Here is a 24490-nt window from a genome sequence, read left to right as displayed (position 1 = left end):
CACGGCGGTGTCATAGCGTCGTAGCAATGATGCTGGTGACACGGTAGGAGTGGTGGGTTGGGGCGGCGGCAGCTGACGCTGGACGACAGAGTGCAGATCGCGGTCGGGATCAAGGCCGGTCTGTCCGACGCGGAGATCGGTGAGGACATCGGCCGGAACCCGACGGTGATCTGGCGCGAACGCAAACGCAACGCCAGCGCGGCCGGCGGCTACCGGCCAGTGGCCGCCGACCGCGCAGCACGAGGGCGCCGTAGCAGACCACAGACCCGCAAGATCGACGCGGACCCGCAGCTTGAGCTGCGGGTCCGCACCGATCTGCGCCACTCACGCACGCCCCGCCAGATCGCCGGCAGGTTGCACCGTGAAGCTACCGACGACAGCGTGGACACCATGGTGCATTCCCCTGACGCCGGAGGCCGAACCATCTCACACGAGGCCATCTACCAGTGGATCTACGCGCTGCCCAAGGGCGAGCTCGCCAAGTCCGGGATCCTGTTGCGCTCCAAGCGCACCCGCCGCAAGCCCCGTAAGGCGCTCGGCGAGCGCACCGGCGCGAAGATCGTCGGCATGGTCTCGATCGACGACCGGCCCGAGCAGGCCTCCGACCGCAGGGTTCCTGGATCGTGGGAAGGCGATCTGATCATCGGGAAGGGCGGCAAGTCCGCGGCCGCCACCTTGGTCGAGCGCACCAGCAGGTTCACCCTGATCTGCGGTCTTCCCGCAGGTAAGAACGCCGACGGCCTCGCAGATGTGCTCATCGATACGGTCAGCGGCATGCCCCGGCACATCCTCGGTTCCCTGACCTGGGATCAGGGGACCGAGATGGCCCGGCATGCCGCGCTGACCACGGCCACGGACCTGAAGGTGTACTTCGCTCATCCGCACTCGCCGTGGGAGCGCGGCACCAACGAGAACACGAACGGGCTGATCCGCGAGTACCTGCCGAAGGGCATCGAGATCACCGACCACCAGCCCTACCTGGACACGATCGCCGACGAGCTCAACGACCGGCCACGCGCGGTACTCGGCTTCCTCACCCCGCGGGAGGTGTTCACGAAGCTACTGGCCGAGCCGATTGCTTCCACGAGTTGACACTGCCCACAGCCTGCGGGTGAACGGGCTGCTGTGGCCTAGGAGGTGTCTCCTAATCTCTCTCGGATGCACCTGGCGAAATGATCCTCCTCCTGGAAAGCGGAGGAGGGGGAGTGGATACCGCCAGGCGGCCGCGCGGCATCGGTCGGTACACATAAGCTTCGAAGGTCCAACTGATATGGAAGAAGCGGGACGGTGCTGTGGAGAACGAACATGGTCAGCGTTACCGCACGGCCGACGAGGTGGCGGAGTACTCAACACCGTTCGATGGGAAGTGCTGGTGGTGCGGCGACACCACACTGACCGGGGAACACAAGTTCAAACGCGTGGACCTCAAAGGCCTGTTCACGTCAGGGACGAAGGTTCTCTGGACGGACGGCATGCAGGTCAAACACGTCCAGGGTCCAAACTCCGACCTTGCAAAGTTCAGGCCGAATCTGTGCGCCGAGTGCAACAACGCACGAAGCCAGGACTCCGACCGCGCCTGGGATCTGTTTAGTCAGTACGTCCACGCCAACTGGGACTCCCTTGCCGACGCCCGACGTATCTACTTCCGGGATGTGTTCCCCAAGCCCATTGGCACCCACGCGACTGAACTTGCGCGGTACGTACTGAAGCACTTCGGGTGCAAGATCGCCGCCAACGACTTTGCTGTCCCGTCCGACCTACTGGCCTACCTGAACGGGGACGAGTCTTCGCGGTCCATCCAAATGGCAGCGTTCTACTCTCATGAACGGGCCGCGCGGATGCGCGCGAGGGATGACGACGCCCGATCCATACAGATCCTGTCCAACGGGCCGCACATTATGACCGCAAGTCGATCACGTGGAATCGTCGTAGACCATGTGACCGAACTGTCAGTCGGTCCTGTGGGCTTCCTAGTGAAGTGGGCCGCAGATCAGCAGGCGGACACTGGATTCTGGCACGGTCGGTACCTGACCCTTTACAGCCGGGGCGATCTGCCCTACCCCGAACTTCACGAGCCTTGGCCGAGTTTGTAACTCGGTACGTGACACGATGCCCAGTGTTGCGGATGGAGCCATTTTTATTCGGGAGTCACGCTCTAGCTGAGATGTCGGCCGGTCCATTCGCCGAACCACTGGAGCTGGATGATGGTCATGGCGCCGGGATCGGCGTCGACGGTGGGCGCGCTGCCGCTGAGCCAGCGGATGCCATCGGGCCACGTCACGGTGCGGCCGCCGGTGGTGTCCTGGACCAGGGCCACGGTGATGTTGCCGCCGTAGCCGCTCGGCGGGTCGGTAATCGTGATGGTGGTGTTCGCGTTCATGGTGTGGCGCCGTGCGCCGGGGATGCGGGCGTCTAGCTCCAGGCGCGCGGCCTCGGTCGCGCTGTAGAACGAGGTGGTCGTGTACGGGAGCTCGGTCCACTGTGCGATGCCGTCGCCGATCTTGAACAGTCCGGTGTCGGTCTCGAAGCCGGGTTCGCCTTGTTCGAGGGTGGGGTTGTAGTCGGCCCATGCGGTGCCGTCGTCGCGGCGGGTCTTGATGGTGAACGTGTCGGGCCATGCCTGGGTGCTCATGCTCCCTCGCTTTCTACGCTGCGTCGTGTGCGTGCTGTGATCCATGCGGCGCCGGGGCCACCGGCGCCGCCGTACCAATAGACGCCGAAGATGCCGCCTGCGCCTCCGCCGCCTCCTGAGCCGCGGCCGCCGGTGCCGCCGCCGTTGTTGTCTTTGTTCGTGCCGCCGGTGCCGCCGGTGTAAGTCGAGCCGTGAAAGGTGCGGTTGCCGCTGGACTCGCCGGTCGCGGCGGCGTTGGTGGTGACGTTGCCGTAGCCGCCTTTGCCGCCTTCGGCCCATGTTCCGGCGACTTGGTCGGTCTGGTTGCTGTAGAGGACGACGGTGCCTTGGCCGTCTCCGCCTCCGGCGGCCGCGCTTTCGGGGGGTTTCGCGCCGCCCCATCCGACGCTGACGACGAGGTTGAGTTCGGTGAGGTCGCGGACGTCGATGCGTACGGTGGACCATTTTCCGGCGTAGCCGCCGTGTCCGGCCTGCGCGCTGCCGCTGTTGCCGTTGGCGCCGCCGCCACCGCCGCCGAGGGTGATGATGTCGAGGTATCCGGCCCACGACGGCACCCGGTAGGCGTAGCGACCGGGGGTGCCGAAGTAGCGCCTTTTGGGGGCGTGGACGACGCCGCCGGGGGACCACAGGAGTCGGTTGCCGTGGTAGATGGCGCCGATGGGGCGGCCGCGGTGTTGGATCTGCTCGAACGTGCGGTCGTCCTGGTAGATCGGCACGGCTCAGTCCTCGTAGACGAGGTAGATGGTGTTCGGGTCGGTGTTCGCGCCGAGCGCGTCGTAGTCGGCGGGTTCCATGATGCGGAGGATGCGCGCGTCGTCGGAGCGGAGGGCGCTTTCGACGTCGCCGCGTAGGTCGGTGGTCAGCTTGGTGTGGCTGACGCTGCGGTCATTGGGGGTGCGCTGGTCGGCCAGGCGGGAGTCGTTGCCCTCGCAGACGGTGCCGCTGCTGGTGCCGAAGTCGGCGGCGATGGTGCGGTCGGCGGTGAGGTTGCCACCGCCGGTGAGTCCGGTACTGGCGGTGATCTTCCGGTCCTGCGGGGCCTTGGTGTCGCTGAGGTAGGTGACGGCTGCTTCGAGGTCGCTGATTGCGTCGTCGACGTCGGCGATGCCGGTCTCGATGTGGTTGAAGCGCTTCGCAGAGGTGGGGGTGCCGCCCTCGATGCCGTTGCGCCACTGCTGCGGGGCGTAGGCCATCGCTAGTCCTCGCTCTCGGTGTTGTCGTCGCCGTCGCTGTTGCCGCCTCCGGTGCCGGTGCCGGGCGCGGACGGGTAGGTCAGGCGGCTCGGGTAGCGGTCCTCGGCCGGGTACTCGAGCAACTCTCGGTTGAGGTCCTTGGCGGACCACTCTTCGAGCGGGGCGCCGTAGCGTCCGGCCGGGTTCGCCCACAGTCCGAATCCGACGAACCTGTTGGCCGGGCCGATGGGGACATGGCCGGCGGTGTCGCGGTGCTCGATGACTTCCTCGCCGTTGACGGTGACGATGTAGCGGTCGCCGATTGCTCTGAGCGTGACGCGGCTGTTCGCGGGGAACGTGACGGCCGGGGTGTCCGGGTATGCCCTCCCGTAGGTGTTGATGCCGGTCGCGTAGTTCAGGCCGACCTCCCACGATCCGCTGCTGCGCTGAATCCAGTAGGCGATCATGCCGCGGGTGAACCTGTTGTTACCGCGGACCATCACGAATCCGGGCGCCTGGAGGGTGTCGTTCTTCGCGACGATGGCGCTCGCCTGGTGGTCGTCGCGGTGCAGCGGGTACACCCATAGGGCGGTGTGGAATCCGCCCGACGGGTTGGCGCCGAGCTGGGCCTTGCGGTCGAGCACGCGGAAGCTTCCGCGGGTTGCCCAATCGTGGCCGAGGCCGCCGTCGGGCCGGTCGAACGTGTCCCGATAAGACAAGGGCTGCTCGTCGGTGTCGGGGATCGACTCGCCCAAGCACACCCACGGGATCCACGACTGGGAGAAGTCGATCTCGCCGCTGGTGATCGTGTCGGGTGGGCTGGTGGTGCCTCCGGCGCTGAGCGCGTTGATCTTCGGCGGGTAGGTGCCGACGGGCACGGCGACGTTCTCGTCGTCCAGGCCTGCCAGGTAACGGGTGGTGCCGCCGGTCTGGAGGATGCCGACGGCGATATAGCTTCCGGCTTCGACCATGAGGTCCTCGTCGAGCTGGACGCGGACTTCGCTGCGCGCGGCGGTCATGGTGTCGGCGATGTTGCCGGTCACGTCGACCAGGTCCAGGGCGCCGTCCTCCATTACCCGGTAGACGGCGAGGTAGGCGTCGCTGGTGGCGTCCTCGCTGTTGTCGACGATGCAGCCGATCGTGTTGTACTTGCGGGACCGGGCGGGCCGGATGAACGCGAGCTCCATGCGGTCGGCGGCCGGCCGGTACCAGGCGCCGTCTTTCTGGCCGCGGTTGAGCATCACCCGCGGGAACGACGGGTCCTCCAGGGGGTTCAACGACTGCCACATGGGCAGGTTGTTCGGCACGTCGGCGAGCGTGGCGTTGTCGACAAGGTCATCGCTGATGCCCTGGATAATGGTGCCCTGGTTGTTGACGGTGTTCTCGGTCTCCTGGACCTGTTCGCTGGTGTCCTGGCGGAATCCGAGCAGACCGCGGAACCAATCGAGCACGCCCTGGATGGCGTCGTTGATCGGGGTGACGACCAGGCCGTTGAAGATGTCGACCACCTGGTTGACCATGCGGCCGATCATGTCGGGCACGTTCGCTACCCAATCGGCGAGGTCTTCGAGGGCGCTGCCTGCGGCGCCGACGATGGTGTCGATGACGTCCTGGAGGGCGCTGGTGCCGGCGAACGCCTGGGCGAACTCGCGGGCGAGCGCCGGGTCGATGCCGGGGACGGTGGCAACGGTACGGGTGCTCATGCCTGCGCGTCGCCCCCGTCGATGACCGTGCGCCGCTCATCATCGGGCGCGGGGACGTCGTCGTCGGCGGCGGTGTAGGCGGGCATCACCTGGAGGGCGACGTGGGTGCCTCCGGCGTGGACGGTCCATTCGTCGATGCTGCTGTTGGTGCGAACGCCGTAGACGAACATCACGGTTTCCTGCCCTGCGGGGATGAGGGCGTGATCGCTGTCCGGGTCGACTTCCACGTCGAAGTGCGGGGCGATGGGGATGCTGTAGAGGCTCATATTGGCGACGGCAGTGCCGACGGCGACGACGACGCTGTTGTCCTCGTCGGGCCCGATACGTACTTCCACTCCGGCGCGGGCGGTGATGCCGCTGTTCGCCTGGGCGTGTCCGGCGACCCACGGGTGCCAGTCGAACGGCTGGCCGGGGATGGAGCGGGAGCCCATGAGGATTTTCTTGGTGCCGCTGAGCGGGTTGGCGTGGGCGTCGCTGAGGCTGCGCGGCGGGAGCGTGTAGGGGCCCATCGCGGAGCGGGGGAGCCGGGGCTGCCACTGCTTGTCTGCGGCGTTCCAGGTGGGGACCTCGTTGGCGCGGGGCCTGCGGGTGTTGTCGTAGTCGGCGGCCTTGCGGATGGCGGCGGCCGGGCCGGGGTTGCCCTGCGCTCCCTGGCGGCCGCGGCGCAGCGTCATGTGCAGCGCGTAGGCGCCGGGGCCGGTTTCCTCGATCTGCGCGTTGGAAACGTCGTCACTGGTGGTGACGCTGCCGATGCTGAACTCCGGGGGCGGGCCGGTCTCGCCCTGGGTGCCGAGCCAGTCGTAGAGCGTTTCGATACGGAGCGCGTTGTCGTCGGCCGGGGCGGTGGTCACGAAGTGCACGTCGCGGCTGCCGGTGACGTGGTAGCCGTGGCCGATCATGTCGTGGGTGAGCTCGGCGTCGGTGGGCACATCGTCGACAGTGTCCACCTCGTGGAGCTTGGGCGGGGTGCCGTCGCGGCCGGCGAGGCCCTGTTCGCCGCGGTAGGCGGGGATCTCGATTTCGGCGTTGTCGCCGATCATCTCGATGACTCCGAGGCCGGTGCTGCGCACATCCCACAGGTCCTTGAGGCGGACCTTCATGCGGAAGTTCCGCTCGAACACGTACGCCATGGTGGGGGCTCCTATTCGTGGGTCTCGTGTAGCGGCGGCGGGTCTGAGACGGTCATGCCGGCCTGCCGCATCTGGTCGGTGACTTGCTGGTCCCACTGCGCGTGGGCGGCGTACGCGCGGGCGCGGGCTTCTTTCTGCGCGCGGTCCTGGTCGATGTGGTCGGCGAGCTGGCGTTGCACTGTGAGCAGTGTGGTGTGCGCGTCGCGGGCTTCGTCGCGGGCGGCGCGGGCCTCATCGGTGGCGGTGTTGGCCTGCTTGCGGAGCGGTTCGATGAGCTCGTGCGCCGCGGTGGTGAGGTAGTGGGCGGCGGCCGCGGTGGACTCTTCCGCGTCGGCGCGGGCACGTGCGGCTTCGGCGTGGTCGCGGCCGGTCTGCGCGCGGCGGCGTTTCGCGTCGACGGCGATCTTGATGATCGTGCCTGTCAGTGCGATGAGCGCGGCGGCGAGCGTGCCGGTCAGGCCGATGAGCGCGGCTGGGTCCGCCACCGGTCACGCGTCCTTGCGGGGCCGGTCGCTTGCGGGGCCGGTCTTGGCGGCGGCGAGCCAGGTGACCAGGGTGGTGATCCAGGGCCCGGCCTGGTCGGCCCATCCGGCGGTGGTGTCGGGGTCGGCGAGGCCGGTGGCGCCGGCGATGAGCGCGGCCAGGCCAACCACCAGGTAGAGGGCGCGGCGGATGAACCAGGGCTGTCGGATCGTGGCGAGCATGGGTGTGCCTCCGGGGGTGTCGGGGTGTTAGTTGCGGATTTCGATGGCGCCGGTCGGGTGCCAGACGAGGGCGCCGTGCTCGAACGTCTGGATGCGGCCGGCACCGTCGGCGCCGTGGGGCTGCTCGTTGCTGGTGGGCCAGCCGCGGGGGCCTTCCTCGTAGCCTTCGCGTGCCCAGCGGGCGCCGATGACGCCGTGCACGTAGTAGCCGGGCTCGCCGAATCGGCGGTACAGGACTCCGCGCTCGAATGCCTGCACGTCGCCGACCTTGGTGCCGTCGCCGACGGGCAGGACGGTGTGCCTCACGGTCGGGTAGCCGAGCGGCCCGGCTTCGTAGTCGAGCTCGGCGTACGTCTCGAACAGGTGGGTGGGGACGGCGATGGCGCCGGTCTCCGGGGTCCAGTAGATCCAGCCGTGGGCGAACTGTGCCCACCGGCCGCGGCCGTCGGGGCACTCGTTCTCGCCGGTGGTGATGCGCTCGCCGATCCACGCCGCGGCGGTCTCGGCTTCGACGTCGATCGCGGGCGGCGGGGTGATCGTCTCGGCGGGGATGGCGCCGGTGTAGACGTCCACGTAGTGGCGCATGCGGTCCCACGGGAATCCGTCGCCGACGTCGGTGTGGGTGCCGATGTACAGGGCGTCGGTGACGTAGCGGTGATCGCTGATGCCGTCTCCGCGCTGGTAGGGCGGGGCGATGACGACGGTGGCGAGGCCGTACTTGCGGGCGTCCTGCACTGCCAGCCACGCCATGATCGCAATGTCGCGCTCGCGCTCCAACCACTGCGCGCGTGTCCATTCGGCGTAGGAGCCGGCGAAGCACGCGTTGATCGTGTACGGGTTCGCGTCCAGTACTGACCATGCGGCGCGGTCGGTGTCCACCGGGCAGTGAACCTCGCCGTCGCGCACCGTGTAGTGGTAGGAGACTTGGCTGGCGGGGCGTCGGCAGTAGGCGGCCAGCGCGGCGGCGCTCGCGTTGCCCTGTTCGGTGTGGATGAGCCAGTTGCGGATCCGGGCGCCGTGGCGGGGGCTGTTGTTCGGTCCGAACTGGACGTGTTCGGCGTAGTCGGGCTTGGTGGGCATGGCGGTTCTCCTAGTGCATGTTGAGGGTGGCGGCCTTGACGAACCGCTCGAGCTGCTTGATGCGTTCGGCGAGGGTGGTGCCGAGGTCCTGGTCGGGGTCGTCGCTTCCGGCGTTCGCTTTGACCTGGACGCCGGTGGCGGGGGTGTCGACGACGGTGACTTCGCTGATGCGGTCGGCGAAGATCGTGCCGCGCGTGTCCCACGCGATGGGGGTGCCGAGGTCGTAGTCGTGCCATACGTGGTGCGGGACGCCGTCGGCGGTCTTGATGGACGCGCTGACGGCTCCGGCGTTTTCGTAGAGGCCGGCGGCGGCGGCCTGCGCGGCGTCGGGGGTGAACGCTGCGCTGCCTCCGTCCTTGAATGCCTCGCGGAGCCGGAAGATGCCGAGCGCTTCGGCGGCGACGGTGTCGGTGTGTGCCTCGAATGCGAGGAACACGTCGTCGAGGATGTTCTTGGCGAAGCTGGCCAGGCCGGGGATCGGTATTTCGGCGACGGTGAGGATGGTGCTGATCGCGGCTTCCACGCCGCCGGATACCAGCTTGTTCATCCAGCCGGGTGACTTTCCTCCGACGATGACGGTGGTGGCGGTGGGGTGCTTCCACTCGATGGTGGCGTCCTCGATGGCGGCCATGCCGTCGTGCCAGACGATCGCGGGCACTTCGTAGGTGGCCAGGTCGTCGTAGATGGATTCGGCGAGTCCGGGGATGAGGCCACCGAGTAGGCCGGCGGCGGCGTCGGCGATGAGCTCGGCGATGGTGCGGGCCAGGCCGTCGAGCAGGGTGTTGGTGCCGAGCTGGAAGCCGCCGTGGCGTTCGGGCTGGATAATGCGGAACGTCAGACAGGAGCGGGTGAGGTTCGCGCCTTCCCACGGTTGCGGGTCGCCGGGGTGCCACCACTCGACCCGTAGTTCGCTGCCGGTGCTCTTGAGGACGTCGGCGAACAGCTCGTCGAGCGGCGTCTCGCGGGTGATGAGCGATACCCACGGGCTGGTGGCGTCGCCGAGGACGTCGTACGGTTCGGCGGCGTAGGGGATGCCGAGCCGGTCCAGGTTCGGGGTCAGGAAGTAGTAGATGACCGCGGGTAGGGGTCCGGCGAGGAAACCCTCGGGCGGGAACTGCACCCACAGGGGCAGGGTGGGCATGGGCTGTCCCATGATCGCGGCCAGGTAGGCGTACACGCTGACCGCTTCGACGTGGTACTTGCGGTCGGGGCCGGTGCCGCTGAGCTTGGCGCCGGTGACCAGGCCATCCCACTTGCGGCCGTTGTGGACGGCGCGGATCGGGACGACGGTGCGGTGTACGGACTCCCACACGTCGGCGAGACGGTGATCGTGCGGGAGGTCGATGTCGGTGGTGCCGGGCGTGTTCCGTGCCCACGTCGTGGATGCCTCGCTGTAGCCGACGACGGCGTCGAGCGGCGCCGCGCCGTCGGGGGTGTAGACGATGAGCTCGTAATCGTGGTCGACGTGGACGGTGAGCCGGTCGCGCCACTCGAGCGCTTCGTCGGTGGTGAGTGGGCGGGCCGGGTCGTCGACGGGCGTCGGTGTGACCAGCCCGGTCTCATAGGCCATGGGCGGGCCTCCACGGGGTGCGCCACCGCGGGGTGATGATCGCGGTGATGCTGCTGGCGTCGGTGGCGCCGTGCATGCGCAGATTGCCGAGCTTGAGCATGCCGCCGGCGGGTACGGGGTGGCGGAATCGTTGCGGGCCGACCAGCGGCCACAGTTTCTCGCCGTCGTTGACGACGACGCGCCGTTCGTCCGGGTCGGTGTTCACGCGGGCGACCTGACCTTCTTCGAGCGCTGCGGGCAGCGTGACGGTGTTGTGGCCGTTGCCGTCGGGCAGCTGCGGCATGCCGGGGCCCTTGACGATGTAGACGGGCCAGGCGGGCCGGTCGCCGCGGTTGCGGACCGGGCGCGGAGTACGGCCGGGCGTCCACGTGTGCGTGTCCTCGATACCGGTGTAGTAGGGCTGTTCGGCGACCAGCGGCACGGCGAACGTCTCGATGCCCTCCAGCGCCGGGTCGTGCACGTACTCGTGGCTGATGCCGCCGTCGCCGAGGCGGACGTCGAGCATGGTGTAGCCGGCGGGGGTGACGATGTGCAGCCGGGCGGGATGTTCGTGGTCGATGTCCTGCATGAGGCGGGCGTAGACGGTGGGCCAGTCGGCGCGGTCGGTGTCGGCGATGTGGATGGGCAGGTCGAACTCGCGGGGGCTGACGACGGCGCCGAGCCATTTTGCGCCGGGCCGGCCTGCGGACTGCCACCACACGTTTTTCGTCGGCGGGGTGTCGATGTCGCCCCATCCGTCGGCGTGGACGACGCCTTGCGCGCCGGTGGACAGGTGCCATGCGCGCTCGGGCAGGCCGGCCGGGGCGCCGGGGCCGGTGAGGATGATCTGTGCGCGGCCGCCGGGGAAGAATGTGCCCGCGGTGGTCGGCGTGTACAGCGGGAGTGTCATCGGTTGGACAGCCTGACCTTTCGTACGCGCCGGTCGGCGGCGCGTTTCCACGCGCCGACGGGGTTGGGGCCGTAGTTGTTGACGGTGATGCCGAGTCCGAGTCCGGCGAGCGTTTCGGCGATGTCCTCGCCGTTGTCGTCGATGAACCCGCGGGCCTGGGCGAGCGGGCCCTTGGTGTCGTCGGCGTCGACTGCGGTGGCCTCCGGGCTGGTGGTGCCGGTTGCCGGGGCGAGCGTCGCCGTTCCTCCGGTGCTGCTGCTGTAGCTGCTGGGCCAGTTGGTGACGTACACCTTCTGTCCCATGGATTCGTCGTAGGCGGCGCCGGTGGCGGCGGCGCCGCTGGTGGTCGACGGGTCGGCGCCGGTATCGCCGAAGCCGGGAAGATCGCCGGACGGGCCGAGCCCGTTGAACTCCGAGGAATCGGGCAGGTCTCCGGCCTGGTCGACCAGACGCTCGGCCTCCGGTAGGTGGGGCCGGTAGTTGCTGCCGTCACTGAATGCCGACCGCTGCACTGCCTGCGCGGCCAGCGCCGGGTCCATCGTCTCCCAGCCGGGCACGCCGGCCAGGGCGTCGAAGAACATGTCGGCGCTGCGCTTGGGGTCCATCCGGTCGGCGGTGGTGCCCCATCCGGCTTGGCGCTGCTGGAACACGCCGATGCTGTCGTGGTCGTAGCCTTCGCCGTCGTGCGGGTAGTTGTAGGAGTCCGGCACGGCGGGGTTGGCGAGGACGCGGAGCCCGGATTCGGCCAGGCCGGTCATGGTGCCGATCACGGCGCCTTGGCGTCCCATGCCGTGGTCGGCGGCGGACTGGGCGATGGCCTGGACGACGCCGCCGCGGCTGAGGCCGGGGATCATCGCGGCGAGGAACGCGGGCGACGGGACCCATCCGGCGTTTAGTGCTGCCAGTAGTTCCGGGTTGGCGTCGCTGGTGCGCTTGTTCATCACGGTCTCGCCGGTCGATACGCGGACCTGCGGGATACCGCGGCCGTTGACGCCGAGGATGCTGTCGGACGTGCCGGTGCCGGGGCCGGTGAGTCGTCCGCGGCTGTCGCGGCGGGCGCCGATGGTGCCGCCGGTGGCCAGGCCAGCGAGGGTTTCGCCCCAATCGTGGATTGTCGACGCGCCGGGGATGTCGAAGCCGAAGATCGAGCGGGGGACCTTCTTCAGTACCTCGCCGAGCATGTTGAGGGGCTTCTTCATTACGCCGACTACGCCGCTGAACGCGGTCTTGATGCCGTCGCCGACGTTGCTGGCGATGTCGCCGATGGTGCCGAACGCGGCGCCGAGCTTGTCGAAGATCGGGCTGATGAAGTCCCACACGGCGCCGATGGCGCTGCTGATGCCGTCCCACGCGGGCTTGATCGCGTTGTCATACAGCCAGGTTGCGGCGTCGCCGACGATGTCGATGGCCGACTTGAAGCCGTCGAAGATCGGCTCGATGACGCCGGTCCATGCGCCGCTGATGATGGCCTTGATGCCGTTCCAGGCGGGCACGATGGCGTTGTTCCACAGCCAGGTCGCGGCGGTGCCGGCCGCCTTGAAGGCGACCTTCCAGGCGGCGAACACGGGCTTGAGGAATCCGTTCCACACGGCGGAGACCGCGGTCTTGATGCCCTCCCACGCTGCCTGGACGATGTTGCGGAACGTCTCGGACTTCTTGTAGGCGAGGACGAGACCGGCGACCAGGCCGACGAGCGCGGTGATGATGAGGCCGATCGGGTTCATCGACATCACGACGTTGAGGGCGGCCTGCGCGATCGTCCACGCTTTGACGGCGCCGACGATGCCGAGGAACGTGCCGACCATGGGCAGGAGGATGGTGCCGACGGTCTTGAGGGTGTCGGCGACCCACTCGTTCTGGCCGGCGAAGTCGGCGACGGCGTTGACACCGGTGGTGATGAGGCCGAACACCTTCTCGGCGGGGCCCTTGATGGCTTCCAGGCCCTTGTTCTTGAGGATCTGCCAGGATTCGGCGAACGTGCGGGTGTCCTGGTCGGCTTCGGCGACGATGCCGGTGGTGTCGCCGAGCGAACCTGCCAGGTCGTCGATAGCGAAGCTGCCGTTGCGGATGCCGGTGGTGAGGCGCTGGGCGCCTTCGGCGCCGAACTGCTCGGTGGCGATGGCGAGCGCGTCGGTGGACGTTTCGGCGTTCTTGATGGCGTCGACCTGCTCTTGCAGGGTGGCCTTGACGTCTTTGCCGTCGGATGCCCAATCGCGGAACGCCTTGTTGAGGCCGGGCATGATGCGGCTGACCGATAGGCCGGACTGTTCCAGCTTGCCGAACAGGACGGCGCTGTCCTCCATCGAAAATCCGGCGTTCTGCAACACGCTGCCGTAGGTATTGAGCTGGTTGGTGAGGTTGCCGAAGCTGCTGCCGTAGGTCTGGGTGACCTTGAACAGGCCGTCGACGGCGTCGGCGCCCTGGCCTGCGTCCATGGACCACTGGTTGAGGACCTTGCCGAAGCCTTCGGCGTTCGATGCGGCGTCCTCGCCGAGTAGGCGGGATGCGTTGAGGACCTGGGTGGACAGTGCTTCCAGGTCGTCGCCGGTGGCGCCGGTGGCGGTGCTCAAGGTGGTGACGGCGTCGGCGGCGTCGCCGAACGACACGGGGATGGTGGTGCCGATGCTTGTGGCTACGTCCTCCAGTCCGGCGAGTTCGTCGCCGGTGGCGCCGGTGCCGATGCGGATGGTCGCGGAGACGTCGTCGAAGCTGGAGCCGATCTTGTACAGGGCGGTGCCGACGGTGGCGGCGACGGCGGTGGCGCCGACGGCGAGCTTGCCGAGGTTCTCCTTGGAGACCAGGGCGCCGGTGCTGCTGTCGGCGAGTTCGCCGAACTTGGTGGACATTCCGCTGATGCCGATGCCGGCGGCGCCGATCGGGCCGGGGATGCGGGCCATGGCCTCGCCTAGCGTGCCGAGCCCGCCCGCGGCCTTGCCGGTGGCCTTGTGCAGGAGGCCGACCTTGTCGCTGGTGGTGTCGCTGGCCTTGGCGAGGTCGTCGTTGGCGGCGGTGAGCTTCTTCTCGGCGGCCGCGGTCTGGTCGCTGGCGGTCTTGGCGTCGCGCTTGGCCTTGGTGAGGCGGCCCTCAGCGGCCTCGATGCTCGATGCCTTGGCGCGGCCCGAGTCGCGGAGCTCCTGGAGCTTGAGCTCGGCGACGCGGACCTTGTTGGCGGTGTCCTCTTCCTTGCCGCGGGCCTTGGCCAGCTTCTCGCTGGCGGCCTGGACCTGTGCCTTGGCCTGGTCCAGGCCTTGGGCGACGGCGTCGCCCATCTGCTTGCCGGCTTTGAGGCCGGTGGCTTTGACGCCGGGGCCGACGGCGTTGGCGAGCTTGCCCTCGATGCCCTTGGCGACGGGGATGATGCTCAGGGTCGCGTAGCCGACGTTAGGCATGGGGGCGGCTCCTACGTTGTGCGGGCACGGCGGGTGCGGGCGCGTTTGCGGGCGGCGCGGCGCTGGCGTTCGCGGTCGATGGCGGCGTCACGCTGCTTGCGGGCCGGGGGTGTCGGCCGGTGCGGGTGACGTTTGCGGGCTGTGAGTGCCCACAGGTCGGCGAGCAGGTACTCGGTCCATCCCCATGCGATTTGGCCGCCGTTGAGGTGGATCTGTGTGGCGGACTCGCGGGGCAGGTGCCGCACCCGTACCCAGATCATGCGGAGGGTGAGGTTCCGGCGGCCGCGCGTGTCGCGCCGCCACCTGTCGCGGTAGTCGATGCCGTAGTAGCGGTGTAGGTCGGCCTCCACGGCGTCCTGCTGTTCTGCCAGGAGCCGTAGGAGGCCGATCAGTTTCCCGCGTCGCCGAACCCGAACACGTCGGACACTTCGTCGAGGAATCCGCGGAACGCGCGCCGGTTGTTGTGGCGGGCCTTGAACCGTGCCCACTGTTCGGGGCCGAGCAGCTCGCGGACTCCGGCGACGACGTGGTTGCGCTCGAACGCTTCGAGCGCGTCGATGCTCCAGTCGTCCTGGTCGGCGGGGACGGTGTAGGTGTGGCCGCGGTAGTCGATCTGTACGGTGTCGTCGCCCTCGGCTTCGCGGCGGACCTGCGGGCGGGGCCGGCGGCGGTCGGCCGGGCGGGGCGCGCGGTCCATGTTGGGGCCGCGGCGACGCTGCGGCCGCGGCGCCGGGCGGGCTGCGGGCTCGTCGTCGGCGTAGTCGTCCAGGTCGTCGCTGATCGTGTAGGTGGGGCCGGGCCGGTAGTCGGGGGCCTCGTCGTCGTAGACGCCGATCAGCTCATCGTCGCGGGTGCTCATGGGGTGGGGCCTTCCAAGTCGTCGGTGAGGGTGATGCCGTGGCGGGCGGTGTGGGTGTGCGCGGCGGCGCCGAGGATGGCGGTGCGCGCGGGCTCGGGGATGCCTTCGTCGACGAGGTCGTCGTGCAGCGCGGCGAGCGTGCGCGCGGTCGGGTGGGTTTGCTGCTCGGCCGCGTGGTCGGCGGCGTGCGCGGCCTCGGCTTCGGCGCGGAGAATCGTTTCGGCGAGTCGGCCGCGGTCGCGGTGGTGCGCGCGGCCGTCGTCGTTGGCGATGCCGAGTCGGCGGGCGGCGGCGTTGATGTCGAGTTCGCTGGGCAGGGCTGGCATGCGGGGTCCTCTGGTGGGGCTGGTGGGGGTGGTGGTCACCCGGCCCGGCACCCCACGTAACCGAGCCGGGTGACGTTCGGGGGCGGGCGTTATGCGCCCGCGGTCTCTTCGAGCGCGTCGACGCGGGCGACCAGGTCGTTCCACTGCGACTCGGACGGGAAGCCGTCGGCCCCATCGGCGCCGGGCGCGCCGTCCTTGCCGGGGTCACCCTGCTTGCCGGGCGCGCCGTCGGTGCCGTCCTTGCCGGGCGGTCCCTGTTCGGCCTTGGCGGCGATGCCGTCCTCGATGTGGGTCATGCGCTCGGCGCTGAGCGGCGTCTCGGGGTCGTCGTTGTTCCAGGTCTGCTTGCTGTAGGCCATTGCCTAGTCCTTCGGTCCTGCGGTCGGGATGGTGTCGGGGCCCGGTAGCGTGCCGCTACCGGGCGTCAGGCTTCCCCCGACGCATCGCCGTCCTCGTCGGACAGCAGGTCGTTGCCGTCGGCGTCGAACTTCTCGACCTTGAAGTACTCGCCGGTCTTGCCCTTGATGAGCGGGTAGATGTCGGCGACGAGCTCGTACTTGGTCAGGTCGGATTCGTTCTCGTTCACGTCGCCGTCGAGGTCGACCTCGGCGTGCTTCTTCGTGATCTCGCGGACCGTCACGTCGCCGTCGTGCTTGACGAACGCCATCTTGATCGGCTTGGGCTTCGGGGTGACGATGGTGCGCGCCGTGCTGCCGGGCCAGATGAGGCTGCGGGTGGTCGGGTTGTCCTCCAGCGCGGAGAACTTGCGCGACAGGGTGAACTTCTGGCGGGACTGGCGGACCAGGATGTCGCCCCACGCGTAGTGCTTGTTCTTGTCCTGGTCGCGGGACGTGGTCATGCCGTCGTCGCCGTCCATGAGGCCGACCTCGGTCCAGCCTTCGAGGGCCTTGCCGGTTTCCTCGTTGTAGAACGGGACGCCGGGCTCCGGGTCGGGGGTGTCCAGGCTGTCGGCGATCCACACCTCTCCGAGGTCGTAGATGCTCGCGTTGTCGGTGTTCTTGGCCATGGGCCTTGCTCCTTGCGGTAGCGGTGGGCGTGGGCGGTGGGGTGTCCACCCGCGGCCGGGTGGGGATTCGGGCGCCGGTCAGCGGGGCCGGATGGGCGCGGTGAGCGTGTTGCCGGCGATGTAGGCGTCGGTGCGCGGGTCGCGGTCGACCAGGGTCAACGTGCCGGGGCGGGGCCGTTGCATGCCGCCGGTGCCGTTGTGGGTGCGTAGGAGCGCGTAGGCGGTATCGGCGAGCTCGACGGCGCGGGACCGGCGGGCCGACCAGGCGGTGAGGCGGATGGTGTGCCAGGCGGCGGCGACCCGATCCGGGCCTCCGTCGGTAGCGACGACGACGATGTCGCCGTGCTTGGCGGGCTTGTAGTCGTCGGGCAGTGCGACGCCGACGGTCACGTCCGGTTCGGCGACGTTCATGCGGCCGGCGAGCACCGTCTTGACGACGAGCGCGGCGTCCTGGTGGCGGATCATCGGCGGGACGTGACCTGGAGGCCGGCCGCCGCGGCGGCGCGGGTGAGGATCCCGTCGGTGATCTGCGCGCGGGTCGCGGCGTTGTGGTTGATGTCGACCGAGGCGGCGCCGCGGTCGGTGCGGTAGCGGCGGACGGTGACAGCGTCGGCGGGGATGTTGTACTTCGCGGGAACCGCGACGTTGTCGGCGACCTGGGCGGCGAGCGCGTCGACGGCGTCGCGGGCGGTGAACTTCAGGACTTCGCCCACGCCGCGGCGGTCCAGTCGGACGGGCTTGGCCATTAGCCGACCTTTCGGGTTGCTTCGACGACGATGCCGCGCCGGCCGGTGCCGAACGGGCTGATCCAGTCGGCGACGCGCACGGTGTAGGTGCGGCCGCGGACTTCCAGGAGGTCGCGGTCGGCGATGTCGACGACGCGCGTGAAATAGACGGTGTACTCGACGGTTTCGCCGTTGCGGCCGACGTCGGTGTAGGGCTTGCTGGTGCCGGGGGCGACGGCGCGGGCCCGCATCGTCTTGCGGTCCTCGGTCGACGGGATCGGGTCGCCATTGAGGTCGTGGCCGCCGGGGCTGCGGCGGATCCGGGTGACCTTCTCCATCAGGGCTCGACTTCCAGGCGGTAGCGGTCCAGCACTGCGGACTGCGCGGCGAGCAAGCTGGCGCCGCCGATGGCGAACGTGGCGCCCGGTGTCGCGGCGGCGCCGGTGAAGCTGAACGGGCCGAACTTCTCTGTGGCGCTCGCGGTGCCGGCCGGTGCGTTGACCGCTTGGGCGACCAGTTCGGCGATGAGCAGTGCCAGGTCGGCGGGCGCGTCGAATCCGTGGCGGATGGTCGCGGTGATGCCCTGGTAGCGGGTCGACCACGGGCGCCGGTCGGGTTTGCGGACGTTGCCGAGTCTCGACCACTCGGGGGACTCGATCGTGGTGCCGGCGTCGGTGATCTGCTCGATGTCCTCCAGGCGCAACGTCGGCAGGGCGAGGTCGTAGCCGCCGGGGCCGTCGAGGGTGAGGTCTTCGGTGATGACGGGGGCGATGTGCCAGCCGCATCGGTTGCGGATGGCGGTGGTGATGGCGGCGAGCTGGCGGCGGGTGTGGTCGTCGGCGTCGACTTCCCCGCCGGTGAGGTCGGCGAGCTCGTCGGCGCTGATGATCGGCGGGAGCTCGGCGGCGGGTTCGGTCACTTGGCGGCCTTGGTGCGGGCCGTGCGGGCCTTGTTGCGGGGGGCGCGGGCCTTCGCCTCCGGCGCCGGGTGGGTGTCGTCGGCGGGGCGGGCGTTGCGGTAGCGGCGTGCCTGCTCTTCGGTGGCGTCGATCGTGTGCGGGATGCCGTTGACGGTCACGGTGTAGAGCGGCATGGCCGCTGCCTCCTGATGTGGGTGCGGGGCCGGCCCGGCCGCTGGTGTGCGGCCGGGCCGGTGGGGGTTATTCAGCGCGCGGGTAGGTGTCCGGTCCGGGCAGGGTGCCGGGTCCGGGGGTCAGGCTTCCCCCGACGCATCACCTGCGATGTCGACCTTGACGAAGCCGAGCGGCTGGCGGACGGCGAGCGCGATGCGCTGCTCGGCGCGGATCGTCACGATGTTGCTGGTGAACTTGTCGCGGTCGCTGTTCGTCGACTCGACGCGCACGCCGCCCTTGCGGTAGACGGTCGCGGACTGGCGGAACGCGCCGACCAGGACGGTGCCCTGCTCGACCGCGGGGGTGACCACGGTGCGCAGTCCCCACAGCGGCGGGGTCTGCATGATGCCGCCGTTGCCGTAGGCGCCGCCGAAGTAGCCGCCGCCCATGTACTGGCCGTTTCCGTCCTTGCCGAGCCGGAACCGCTGGTAGTCGAGCGGGTTGATGACGATTCCGTCGGCGGACATGCCGGTCGCCGTGGTGATCTTCGTGCCGGCCTGGAAGATCGCGTCGGCCTGCGCGGTCTCGGCGGTGTCGGCCGCGGCGTGGGTCTGGATGCCGCGGTTGAAGATGCCCTTGATGTTGCTGCCGGTGCCGTTGCCGTGGAGCAGCTGGCGCTGCTCGTGGGCGCGGAGCTCGTAGAGCAGCCGGTTGTTGATTTCGGTGACCAGGAACGGCACGTCCTCGACGAACTCGTCGGAGAGGTCGATGAATCCGGCCATCTTCTTGAGCGCGTCGACCTCGCTGGTCGGGTTCTTCACGTGCAGCTGCGGCTTGTTCGCGGCCTCAGCGACGTTCTTGAACTCGCCCTCGAGCGCGCCCTCGACGAAGTAGCTGATCGCGTTGCCGCTGATGGTGCCGGTGCCCAGCAGGTCGGCGACGACCAGCGGCTCGCGGTAGTCGCGGACGATGGTGCGGTCGACGTCGGTGAGCACGGGCGCGCCGTCGGCCCAGTCGCCGATGACGTGCGTGTCCGTGTTGGTCTTGACGAACTCGGGGGCCGCGGCGGACGCGCCGCTGTAGCCCTTCAGCTCGACCATCCGGTCGTGGGCGTGCTTGACGAAGTGGTCGCCGAGAGACTTGGCGGCCGGTTCGTCGCCGGTGTCCTTCGCGCCGGGCGTGCCGGCGTCGGACTCCGGGGCCATGCCTTCGAGCCGCCGCATGAGGTCGGTGCCGCGGTCCTGCTCGTCGATGAGGCCCTTGACCCGGTCGGCCTCGGCGAGGTGCTCTTCGATCGTGGTGTTCTCGTCGGCGGTGAGGTCGCGGGCGGCGGCCTTCGCGGCGTCGACGACGGTGCGGGCGGCGGCCAGCTCGGCGGCGCGCTTCTCCTTGAGCTTCATGCTCGGTTCTCCTCTTCAAGGATGCGGATGATGGCGTCGACACGGGCGGCGGGCACTGTCGGGCTGGCCTTCTCGCGGCTGCCCCCGTCGGGGCTTGCGGGATCGGGCGGGCCGTCGTTGCTGGCCTTCGCGCTGTCGATGGTGGCGAGCGTCCGGCCGAACGCGTCGTGCGCGGCCTTGAGCTCGTCGATGGTGGCCGGGGCGATTACGCGCCCGGCGGCGCCGTCCGCGCGGACGCGGTCGGCGAGTCGGTGGGCCGTCTTGACGGCGAGTACTTCGGTCTGGTCGTTGGCGCCGATGGGCACAACGGACACCTCGTGCAGGTGCAGCTTGCGGAGCTCGAACACGCTGACGGGGTCGCCGTCGGTGTTCTGGCGGGTGCCCTCGGCGGCGTCGAGCACGTCGTAGGCGAAGCTCATCTGGTTGATGCGCTTGCCCTTCAGCAGTCGGTACACCTGCGCGGCCTTCGGGGCGTCCAGGTCCAGGGCCGCGGTGATCTTCAGGCCGTGGTCGTCCTCGACGGCGTCGGTGATGGCGCCGATGTTGTAGTCCGGGTCGCTCATGTTGTGGCCGAACAGCAGCGGGATCGGGTTGCCGCTGGCCTTCCACTCGGTGAGGGTGTCGGCGAACGCGCCGGGCATGACGACGTCTCCGTAGCTGTCGACGTTGCCGAACACGGACGCGTAGGCGGTGAACGTGCCGTCGGTGAGGCCGTCGTCGGGGCCGGCCTTGATGTGGGCGGCGCTGGCCTTGGTGTACATGTGCGGCCGGCCTTTCTCGCCGTCGTCGGCGTCGGGGAGTGCGGGCGGGTTGGCGTACCAAGCGCGGATGATCGCGGGGAAGTGGCCGGGCCGGCCGTCGGTCTTGGCGCGCTCCAGGCACTCGTCCACGCCGGGGTCGATGAGGTGGAAGCGGAATCCGGCGTCGGCGTACTCGGCGACCATGTCGGCGTTCGGGGTGCTGTGGATGATCTGCGCGCCGACGCTGTCGGGGTGGCGCAGTAGGTACTTGATGGCGGCCTTGCGGGCGGCGGTGGTGACCTTCTCCACGGCGGGCGGCGGGTCCCACGGGGTGGTGCTGCCGAACGCGTCGGCGATGGCGTCGTAGTCGACCAGCACGTCGCCGGGCTGGTGGTGCTTGCGGGCGTAGGTGGTCTTTCCGGCGCACGGCGGGCCGACGATGACGGTCACGGTCACGCTGGTCGACCTCCTTGAGGCATGACGGAATGCCGCGCGCGGCGGTGCCGTGCGCGGTGCGGGGCGGGTGGGTTTAGTCGGCGGCTTCGATGGGCTCGGTGGCACCGGGCTTGGTGATGTTGAGCGGCTGCACCAGTTCGTCGCCGGACTCGACTGCGGGCATGTTCTCGCGGGCGCGGGCCTCGTTGACGGTCATCCACGGGGCGCCGACGGCGGACTGCATCACGGCGGCCTGTTCCTCGAAACTGCCCTGGAGCTTGGCCTTGACGTTGAACTCGACGTACGCGGTCGGATCGGCGGCGACGCGCGGGGCCAGGAACGCGTTGATGCGCTGCGCGATCTGCTCCAGCGTCGGGCCGAGCGTGTCGCCGTAGAGCATGCGGCGGAACTCGCGCACGTTGGAGTAGTTCGCGTTGTCCAGCAGGCCGACCATGGTCGGGTTGACGTGGTACACCTGCGCGACGGTCTCCAGGCTCAGCCGGGACGTTTCGACGTACTGGTCGTCTTTGGCGCTGAACCCGGTGCGCTTGAGCTCCATGCCGTCTTCGAGCAACGGATTGCCGCCGGCGTCACTGCCGTCGTTGCCGGTGTAGGCGTCGCGCCACGCGCGCACGAACCTGTTGCGCGCCTCCTTCGACCACTCGGGCGCGTCCTTCGGCCGGGCAATGTAGGCGTCGGCGCGGGCACCCTTGCGCCACCGCTGGTCGCGGTAGAGCTGCGCGTTAATCTGCTCGGCCAGCGTCGACTTGAGCGCTTGCACGGGTGACGTTCCGCGGCGCGGGTCGGCCGGGGTCCAGCCGTGAAAGACGAGCATGTCCTTGGCGGGGACTCGGATCGGCCGGCCGTCGCTCTCCGGGAAGATGACCTCGTAGCCGCCGTACCCGAACGCCGTGTTGCCGTAGGTGTTGGCCACCCACGTCGGCGGGATCGGGCGGATCGACCAGCGGCCGTCGCCGCGGCTCTCGTCGCGGGCCACTGCCCAATAGGCGGTGTCGTAGAGGGCCAGGTCGGCGACCAGTGTGTACAGCAGCTCATAGCCGGTCTGGTCGGCGTTCGGGATGCGTAGGAGCTCGGCGAGCGGGTCGGTGCGGAGCCGGGTGCGGCCATCGTCGTCGTCGCGGGCGTAGACGTGCAGGCCGATCTGGGCGATGTTGCGGGCCAGATAGCCGACCACCGTGCGCAGGTGCGGCTGGTCGCGCCACAGGTTCGCCACGCTCTGACCGCGGATCCCTTCGAGCACCACTTCGACGATCGGGGCGGCGGTCACGTGCGGAGCCGGGAGAGGGCGCGGCTTGAAGCCGAGCCATGTTGCGAGGCTCACGCGGCGTTCCTCCTGCGGGTCATAGGAATACGAGGTCGGCGTCCTCGTATGCGCTGATCGGCGTAGCGTCCGGCAGCTCTTGGTCCAGCGCCCACAGTGCGGCGATGAACGCGATGAGCGGGGCGGCGTCGTGCGGGCTCGTCCGGCGGTCGATGATCCACGCGTCGCCGGACCGTTTCGTGTAGGCGGTGGCGGCGGCCAGGTCCAGGCCGGGATGCTGCAAGTGGCGCACGGTGTGGTTCACGATGTGGTCGTAGGCCAGGCCGTGCGCGCGGCCCAGCCTGCCGCCGGACCAGTCGATGCGGGGGATACCGGCGCGGTCGATCTTGTCGACGAAACTCGATGCGGGCGCCCCGTTGGTCTGCACCACGACGGCGTCGATGCGGTCGCGGCGCTCTTCGAGCCAGTCCATGACCCAATCGGTGCCGGGCCGGGAAGCGGTGATCTCCACGTGTGGCGTGCCGTCGCGGCGGAAGCCACTGCGGGCAATGAACGTGTGGTCTCTCAACCAGGACACGTCTATTGCCACAATCGTAACCGATGCCGGGTCCAACCGACTGTCGTTGTCGAGCGTCGCCTGCCAGTCGTCGACGGGGAACGGGGCCGGGGCGGTGCTGGAGACCCACTGGCACAGCACTTCGGTGCGGAACTCCGGTTCGGGGTCGGTGCGCATGGCGGCGGCGATCGCGCGCTCGGTGATCGAGTAGCCGAGCGACGGATTCGCGTAGGTCCAGCCGTCGCGGTCGGCGACCGAACATCCGGGCGGGGCGGAGTACTCGAACAGGGCGAGGCTGTCGTCGGCGGTGTCGTCGTCCTCGTCGTCGTCAAGGACGGTGGCGCCGAGCCCGATTGCCTCGGACTCGTCGTCGCCGTCCGGCCAGCCAAGATCACGGTGGGCGAGCGCTCGCAGGCGGCGCAAGACGATGCTCAGCGTGTCGCCGGCATTGGAGGCGCCCCAGATTTGCGCGCGGGCGCGGGCCATCGTCGTCTTGGTGACGGCGGACCAGGCGGCGAACGTGGCGTGCTCGCGGAGCTCGTCGAGCAGGATGAGGTCGCCGGACAGGCCGCGGCCGCCCTTACGGCTGGCGGTGGTGACCTTGTAGCGCTGGCCGTCGCGGGTGCGGAACGACTTCTTGCCGTTAGCTTTCACCACCGACGAATCGGGGACCTCGTCGGCCAGGTCCGGGGTGGCCTGCACAACGTCGAGCGCTTCCTGCCACAGCTCTTCGCTGATGTCCAAGTTCTGGGCGGTGCCCAACACGAGCGGGGCTTCGTCGACGAACATGCGCCACAAGGTGAGCACCAGCAGTAGCGTGCTCTTGCCGTTCTGGCGTGCCACCAGGAGCAGGACGGTGCGGAAGCGGAAGTTGCCGTCCTCGTTCAGCTCCAGGGCATGAATCAGTACCCACTTCTGCCATGGAAACAGGGTGATGCCGAGAACGTCCTCGGCGAACGTGATGGCCTCGAAACCGAGCGACGTCTCCGGCGTCAGCTCGCGGGCCGGCGGAGTCCAGACGCGCGGCTCGGTGCGGCCCTTACGCGCCACTTCGGCGGGCGCTGCGCATGCGGGCGAGCGCGCTGGTCGGAGAATCGTCGCCGGACTCGATCGCCTTGCGGCCGGCCGGGGTGCCACCCAACGTGTCCAGCGCGCGAAGTAGGTGCGGGCCCAAGTGCATGCCCTTCGTGGCGTCCTGGCCGCCACGCTCGAGCGCGGCGTCGATCTGGTGGGCGTAGCGCATGGCCAGGTCGACGGTCGCCTGGTCGGTGTCGGTCAGCCAGGTCATGCGGGCCACGGCGCGGGCCGTCGACGCGGCGAGACCGGTGTCGGTGTCGATCGTGGTCATGGTCGTCCTCCGTCGATGCTGTACAGCTCGGCGCCGGGTGCGTCGTCGGCGGCCGCGGTCTTGATGGCGTGCAGACGCTCGGCCACGGTCGGGCCGGTCTGGTCGTCCGGGCGTGCCAGGCCGGCGAGTACCTCGTCGCGGCGCTCGTCGATCTTCATGGCCTGGCCGATCGCTTTCGTGTCGCCGCGGCCGATGGCCTTCCACAATCCGGCGCGCATCGTGTCCAGCCGTTCCAGTTCCAGGCGGGCCGCAATCTCCGGCGGGTCGTTCTCCAGGTCGGCGCACGCGTCCACCACGGCGGCACGGGCACGTTCCGGTGTCGTCTTGAGGTCGGCGGCGATCCGGTCGTAGCTGGCGCCCGCGACGCGCATCCGCAGCGCGCGGTGCTGGCGGGCCTTCGCCGCGGCGGTCCTGTGTGGGGCCATCACACTGTCCTTATCTGTATACGGAA

29 protein-coding genes are annotated in these 24490 nt (G+C 69.3%); 2 read left to right on the top strand and 27 right to left on the bottom strand.

The window, feature by feature from the left end; genetic code table 11:
* Window positions 1-57: 57 nt before the first annotated feature.
* Both FO059_RS12555 and FO059_RS12550 read left to right on the top strand, forming a co-directional pair.
* Window positions 58-1092 carry an IS30 family transposase gene (locus tag FO059_RS12555; protein ID WP_143905932.1) on the top strand — a complete coding sequence of 345 codons (1035 nt, stop codon included), beginning with the start codon at window positions 58-60 and terminating at the stop codon, window positions 1090-1092.
* Between the two features lie 200 nt (window positions 1093-1292).
* Window positions 1293-2093, top strand: coding sequence for a hypothetical protein (locus tag FO059_RS12550; RefSeq protein WP_143909236.1), 801 nt, complete (start codon window positions 1293-1295; stop codon window positions 2091-2093).
* A 62-nt stretch (window positions 2094-2155) separates the two neighbouring features.
* On the opposite strand, the gene FO059_RS12545 is transcribed toward FO059_RS12550, so the two are convergent.
* The 27 genes from FO059_RS12545 to FO059_RS12420 form a co-directional block, all read right to left on the bottom strand.
* Entirely contained in the window at window positions 2156-2632 is a 477-nt protein-coding gene (locus FO059_RS12545; RefSeq protein ID WP_143909234.1) for a hyaluronate lyase N-terminal domain-containing protein, read from the bottom strand.
* On the bottom strand, window positions 2629-3348 hold the full coding sequence (locus FO059_RS12540; protein WP_143909232.1) for a glycine-rich domain-containing protein: 720 nt from the start codon (window positions 3346-3348) through the stop codon (window positions 2629-2631). The genes FO059_RS12545 and FO059_RS12540 overlap by 4 nt, the downstream gene beginning before the upstream one ends.
* Window positions 3349-3351: 3 nt before the next feature.
* Window positions 3352-3825 carry a hypothetical protein gene (locus FO059_RS12535; RefSeq protein WP_143909230.1) on the bottom strand — a complete coding sequence of 158 codons (474 nt, stop codon included), beginning with the start codon at window positions 3823-3825 and terminating at the stop codon, window positions 3352-3354.
* Between the two features lie 2 nt (window positions 3826-3827).
* The gene (locus tag FO059_RS12530) at window positions 3828-5507 is read right to left on the bottom strand and encodes a hypothetical protein (protein ID WP_143909228.1); all 1680 of its coding nucleotides are present in this window, start codon (window positions 5505-5507) and stop codon (window positions 3828-3830) included.
* On the bottom strand, window positions 5504-6637 hold the full coding sequence (locus tag FO059_RS12525) for a hypothetical protein (RefSeq protein WP_143909226.1): 1134 nt from the start codon (window positions 6635-6637) through the stop codon (window positions 5504-5506). Before FO059_RS12525 ends, FO059_RS12530 begins: the two co-directional genes overlap by 4 nt.
* An 11-nt stretch (window positions 6638-6648) precedes the next feature.
* The gene (locus tag FO059_RS12520; RefSeq protein ID WP_143909224.1) at window positions 6649-7122 is read right to left on the bottom strand and encodes a hypothetical protein; all 474 of its coding nucleotides are present in this window, start codon (window positions 7120-7122) and stop codon (window positions 6649-6651) included.
* A gap of 3 nt (window positions 7123-7125) precedes the next feature.
* A complete protein-coding gene (locus FO059_RS12515; RefSeq protein ID WP_143909222.1) occupies window positions 7126-7341 on the bottom strand; it encodes a hypothetical protein in 216 nt (71 codons plus the stop codon).
* Window positions 7342-7368: 27 nt separating this feature from the next.
* Window positions 7369-8421 (bottom strand): N-acetylmuramoyl-L-alanine amidase, encoded by a 1053-nt coding sequence (locus FO059_RS12510; RefSeq protein ID WP_143909220.1) that lies wholly within the window; start codon window positions 8419-8421, stop codon window positions 7369-7371.
* Window positions 8422-8431: 10 nt separating this feature from the next.
* Entirely contained in the window at window positions 8432-9991 is a 1560-nt protein-coding gene (locus FO059_RS12505) for a Gp37-like protein (protein ID WP_143909218.1), read from the bottom strand.
* Window positions 9981-10880: a hypothetical protein gene (locus tag FO059_RS12500; RefSeq protein WP_143909216.1), complete on the bottom strand. Its 900-nt coding sequence runs from the start codon at window positions 10878-10880 to the stop codon at window positions 9981-9983. Before FO059_RS12500 ends, FO059_RS12505 begins: the two co-directional genes overlap by 11 nt.
* Window positions 10877-14269, bottom strand: coding sequence for a phage tail tape measure protein (locus tag FO059_RS12495; RefSeq protein WP_143909214.1), 3393 nt, complete (start codon window positions 14267-14269; stop codon window positions 10877-10879). The genes FO059_RS12500 and FO059_RS12495 overlap by 4 nt, the downstream gene beginning before the upstream one ends.
* 11 nt (window positions 14270-14280) lie before the next feature.
* Complete coding sequence (locus tag FO059_RS12490; protein ID WP_143909212.1) at window positions 14281-14619, bottom strand: hypothetical protein; 339 nt, start codon at window positions 14617-14619, stop codon at window positions 14281-14283.
* 38 nt (window positions 14620-14657) lie between these two features.
* Entirely contained in the window at window positions 14658-15128 is a 471-nt protein-coding gene (locus FO059_RS12485; RefSeq protein WP_143909210.1) for a hypothetical protein, read from the bottom strand.
* Window positions 15125-15454, bottom strand: a complete 330-nt coding sequence (locus tag FO059_RS12480; protein WP_143909208.1) for a hypothetical protein — start codon at window positions 15452-15454, stop codon at window positions 15125-15127. The genes FO059_RS12485 and FO059_RS12480 overlap by 4 nt, the downstream gene beginning before the upstream one ends.
* Before the next feature lie 89 nt (window positions 15455-15543).
* Window positions 15544-15813: a collagen-like protein gene (locus FO059_RS12475; RefSeq protein ID WP_168226620.1), complete on the bottom strand. Its 270-nt coding sequence runs from the start codon at window positions 15811-15813 to the stop codon at window positions 15544-15546.
* 65 nt (window positions 15814-15878) lie between these two features.
* Complete coding sequence (locus tag FO059_RS12470; protein ID WP_143909206.1) at window positions 15879-16481, bottom strand: phage tail tube protein; 603 nt, start codon at window positions 16479-16481, stop codon at window positions 15879-15881.
* A 78-nt stretch (window positions 16482-16559) separates the two neighbouring features.
* A complete protein-coding gene (locus tag FO059_RS12465) occupies window positions 16560-16946 on the bottom strand; it encodes a hypothetical protein (RefSeq protein WP_143909204.1) in 387 nt (128 codons plus the stop codon).
* Window positions 16943-17227: a hypothetical protein gene (locus FO059_RS12460; protein ID WP_143909202.1), complete on the bottom strand. Its 285-nt coding sequence runs from the start codon at window positions 17225-17227 to the stop codon at window positions 16943-16945. The genes FO059_RS12465 and FO059_RS12460 overlap by 4 nt, the downstream gene beginning before the upstream one ends.
* Window positions 17227-17544, bottom strand: a complete 318-nt coding sequence (locus FO059_RS12455) for a hypothetical protein (protein WP_143909200.1) — start codon at window positions 17542-17544, stop codon at window positions 17227-17229. Before FO059_RS12455 ends, FO059_RS12460 begins: the two co-directional genes overlap by 1 nt.
* Window positions 17544-18125 carry a hypothetical protein gene (locus FO059_RS12450; RefSeq protein ID WP_143909198.1) on the bottom strand — a complete coding sequence of 194 codons (582 nt, stop codon included), beginning with the start codon at window positions 18123-18125 and terminating at the stop codon, window positions 17544-17546. Before FO059_RS12450 ends, FO059_RS12455 begins: the two co-directional genes overlap by 1 nt.
* Window positions 18122-18298, bottom strand: a complete 177-nt coding sequence (locus FO059_RS18400; RefSeq protein WP_168226619.1) for a hypothetical protein — start codon at window positions 18296-18298, stop codon at window positions 18122-18124. Before FO059_RS18400 ends, FO059_RS12450 begins: the two co-directional genes overlap by 4 nt.
* 120 nt (window positions 18299-18418) lie before the next feature.
* On the bottom strand, window positions 18419-19678 hold the full coding sequence (locus FO059_RS12445; protein WP_143909196.1) for a phage major capsid protein: 1260 nt from the start codon (window positions 19676-19678) through the stop codon (window positions 18419-18421).
* A complete protein-coding gene (locus tag FO059_RS18900) occupies window positions 19675-20874 on the bottom strand; it encodes an HK97 family phage prohead protease (protein ID WP_268968808.1) in 1200 nt (399 codons plus the stop codon). The genes FO059_RS12445 and FO059_RS18900 overlap by 4 nt, the downstream gene beginning before the upstream one ends.
* A 73-nt stretch (window positions 20875-20947) precedes the next feature.
* Entirely contained in the window at window positions 20948-22195 is a 1248-nt protein-coding gene (locus tag FO059_RS12435; protein ID WP_235671089.1) for a phage portal protein, read from the bottom strand.
* Window positions 22196-22214: 19 nt separating this feature from the next.
* Entirely contained in the window at window positions 22215-23741 is a 1527-nt protein-coding gene (locus tag FO059_RS12430; RefSeq protein ID WP_143909194.1) for a terminase, read from the bottom strand.
* Window positions 23731-24039 (bottom strand): terminase small subunit, encoded by a 309-nt coding sequence (locus FO059_RS12425; RefSeq protein WP_143909192.1) that lies wholly within the window; start codon window positions 24037-24039, stop codon window positions 23731-23733. Before FO059_RS12425 ends, FO059_RS12430 begins: the two co-directional genes overlap by 11 nt.
* Window positions 24036-24464, bottom strand: a complete 429-nt coding sequence (locus FO059_RS12420; protein ID WP_143909190.1) for a hypothetical protein — start codon at window positions 24462-24464, stop codon at window positions 24036-24038. Before FO059_RS12420 ends, FO059_RS12425 begins: the two co-directional genes overlap by 4 nt.
* Window positions 24465-24490: the final 26 nt, after the last annotated feature.

Origin of the sequence: Tomitella fengzijianii, assembly GCF_007559025.1 — a bacterium.
Classification (GTDB): Bacteria; Actinomycetota; Actinomycetes; order Mycobacteriales; family Mycobacteriaceae; genus Tomitella; species Tomitella fengzijianii.
The sequence above is the reverse complement of the archived record's forward strand: the minus strand, read 5'-3'. Positions and strand labels throughout refer to the sequence as shown.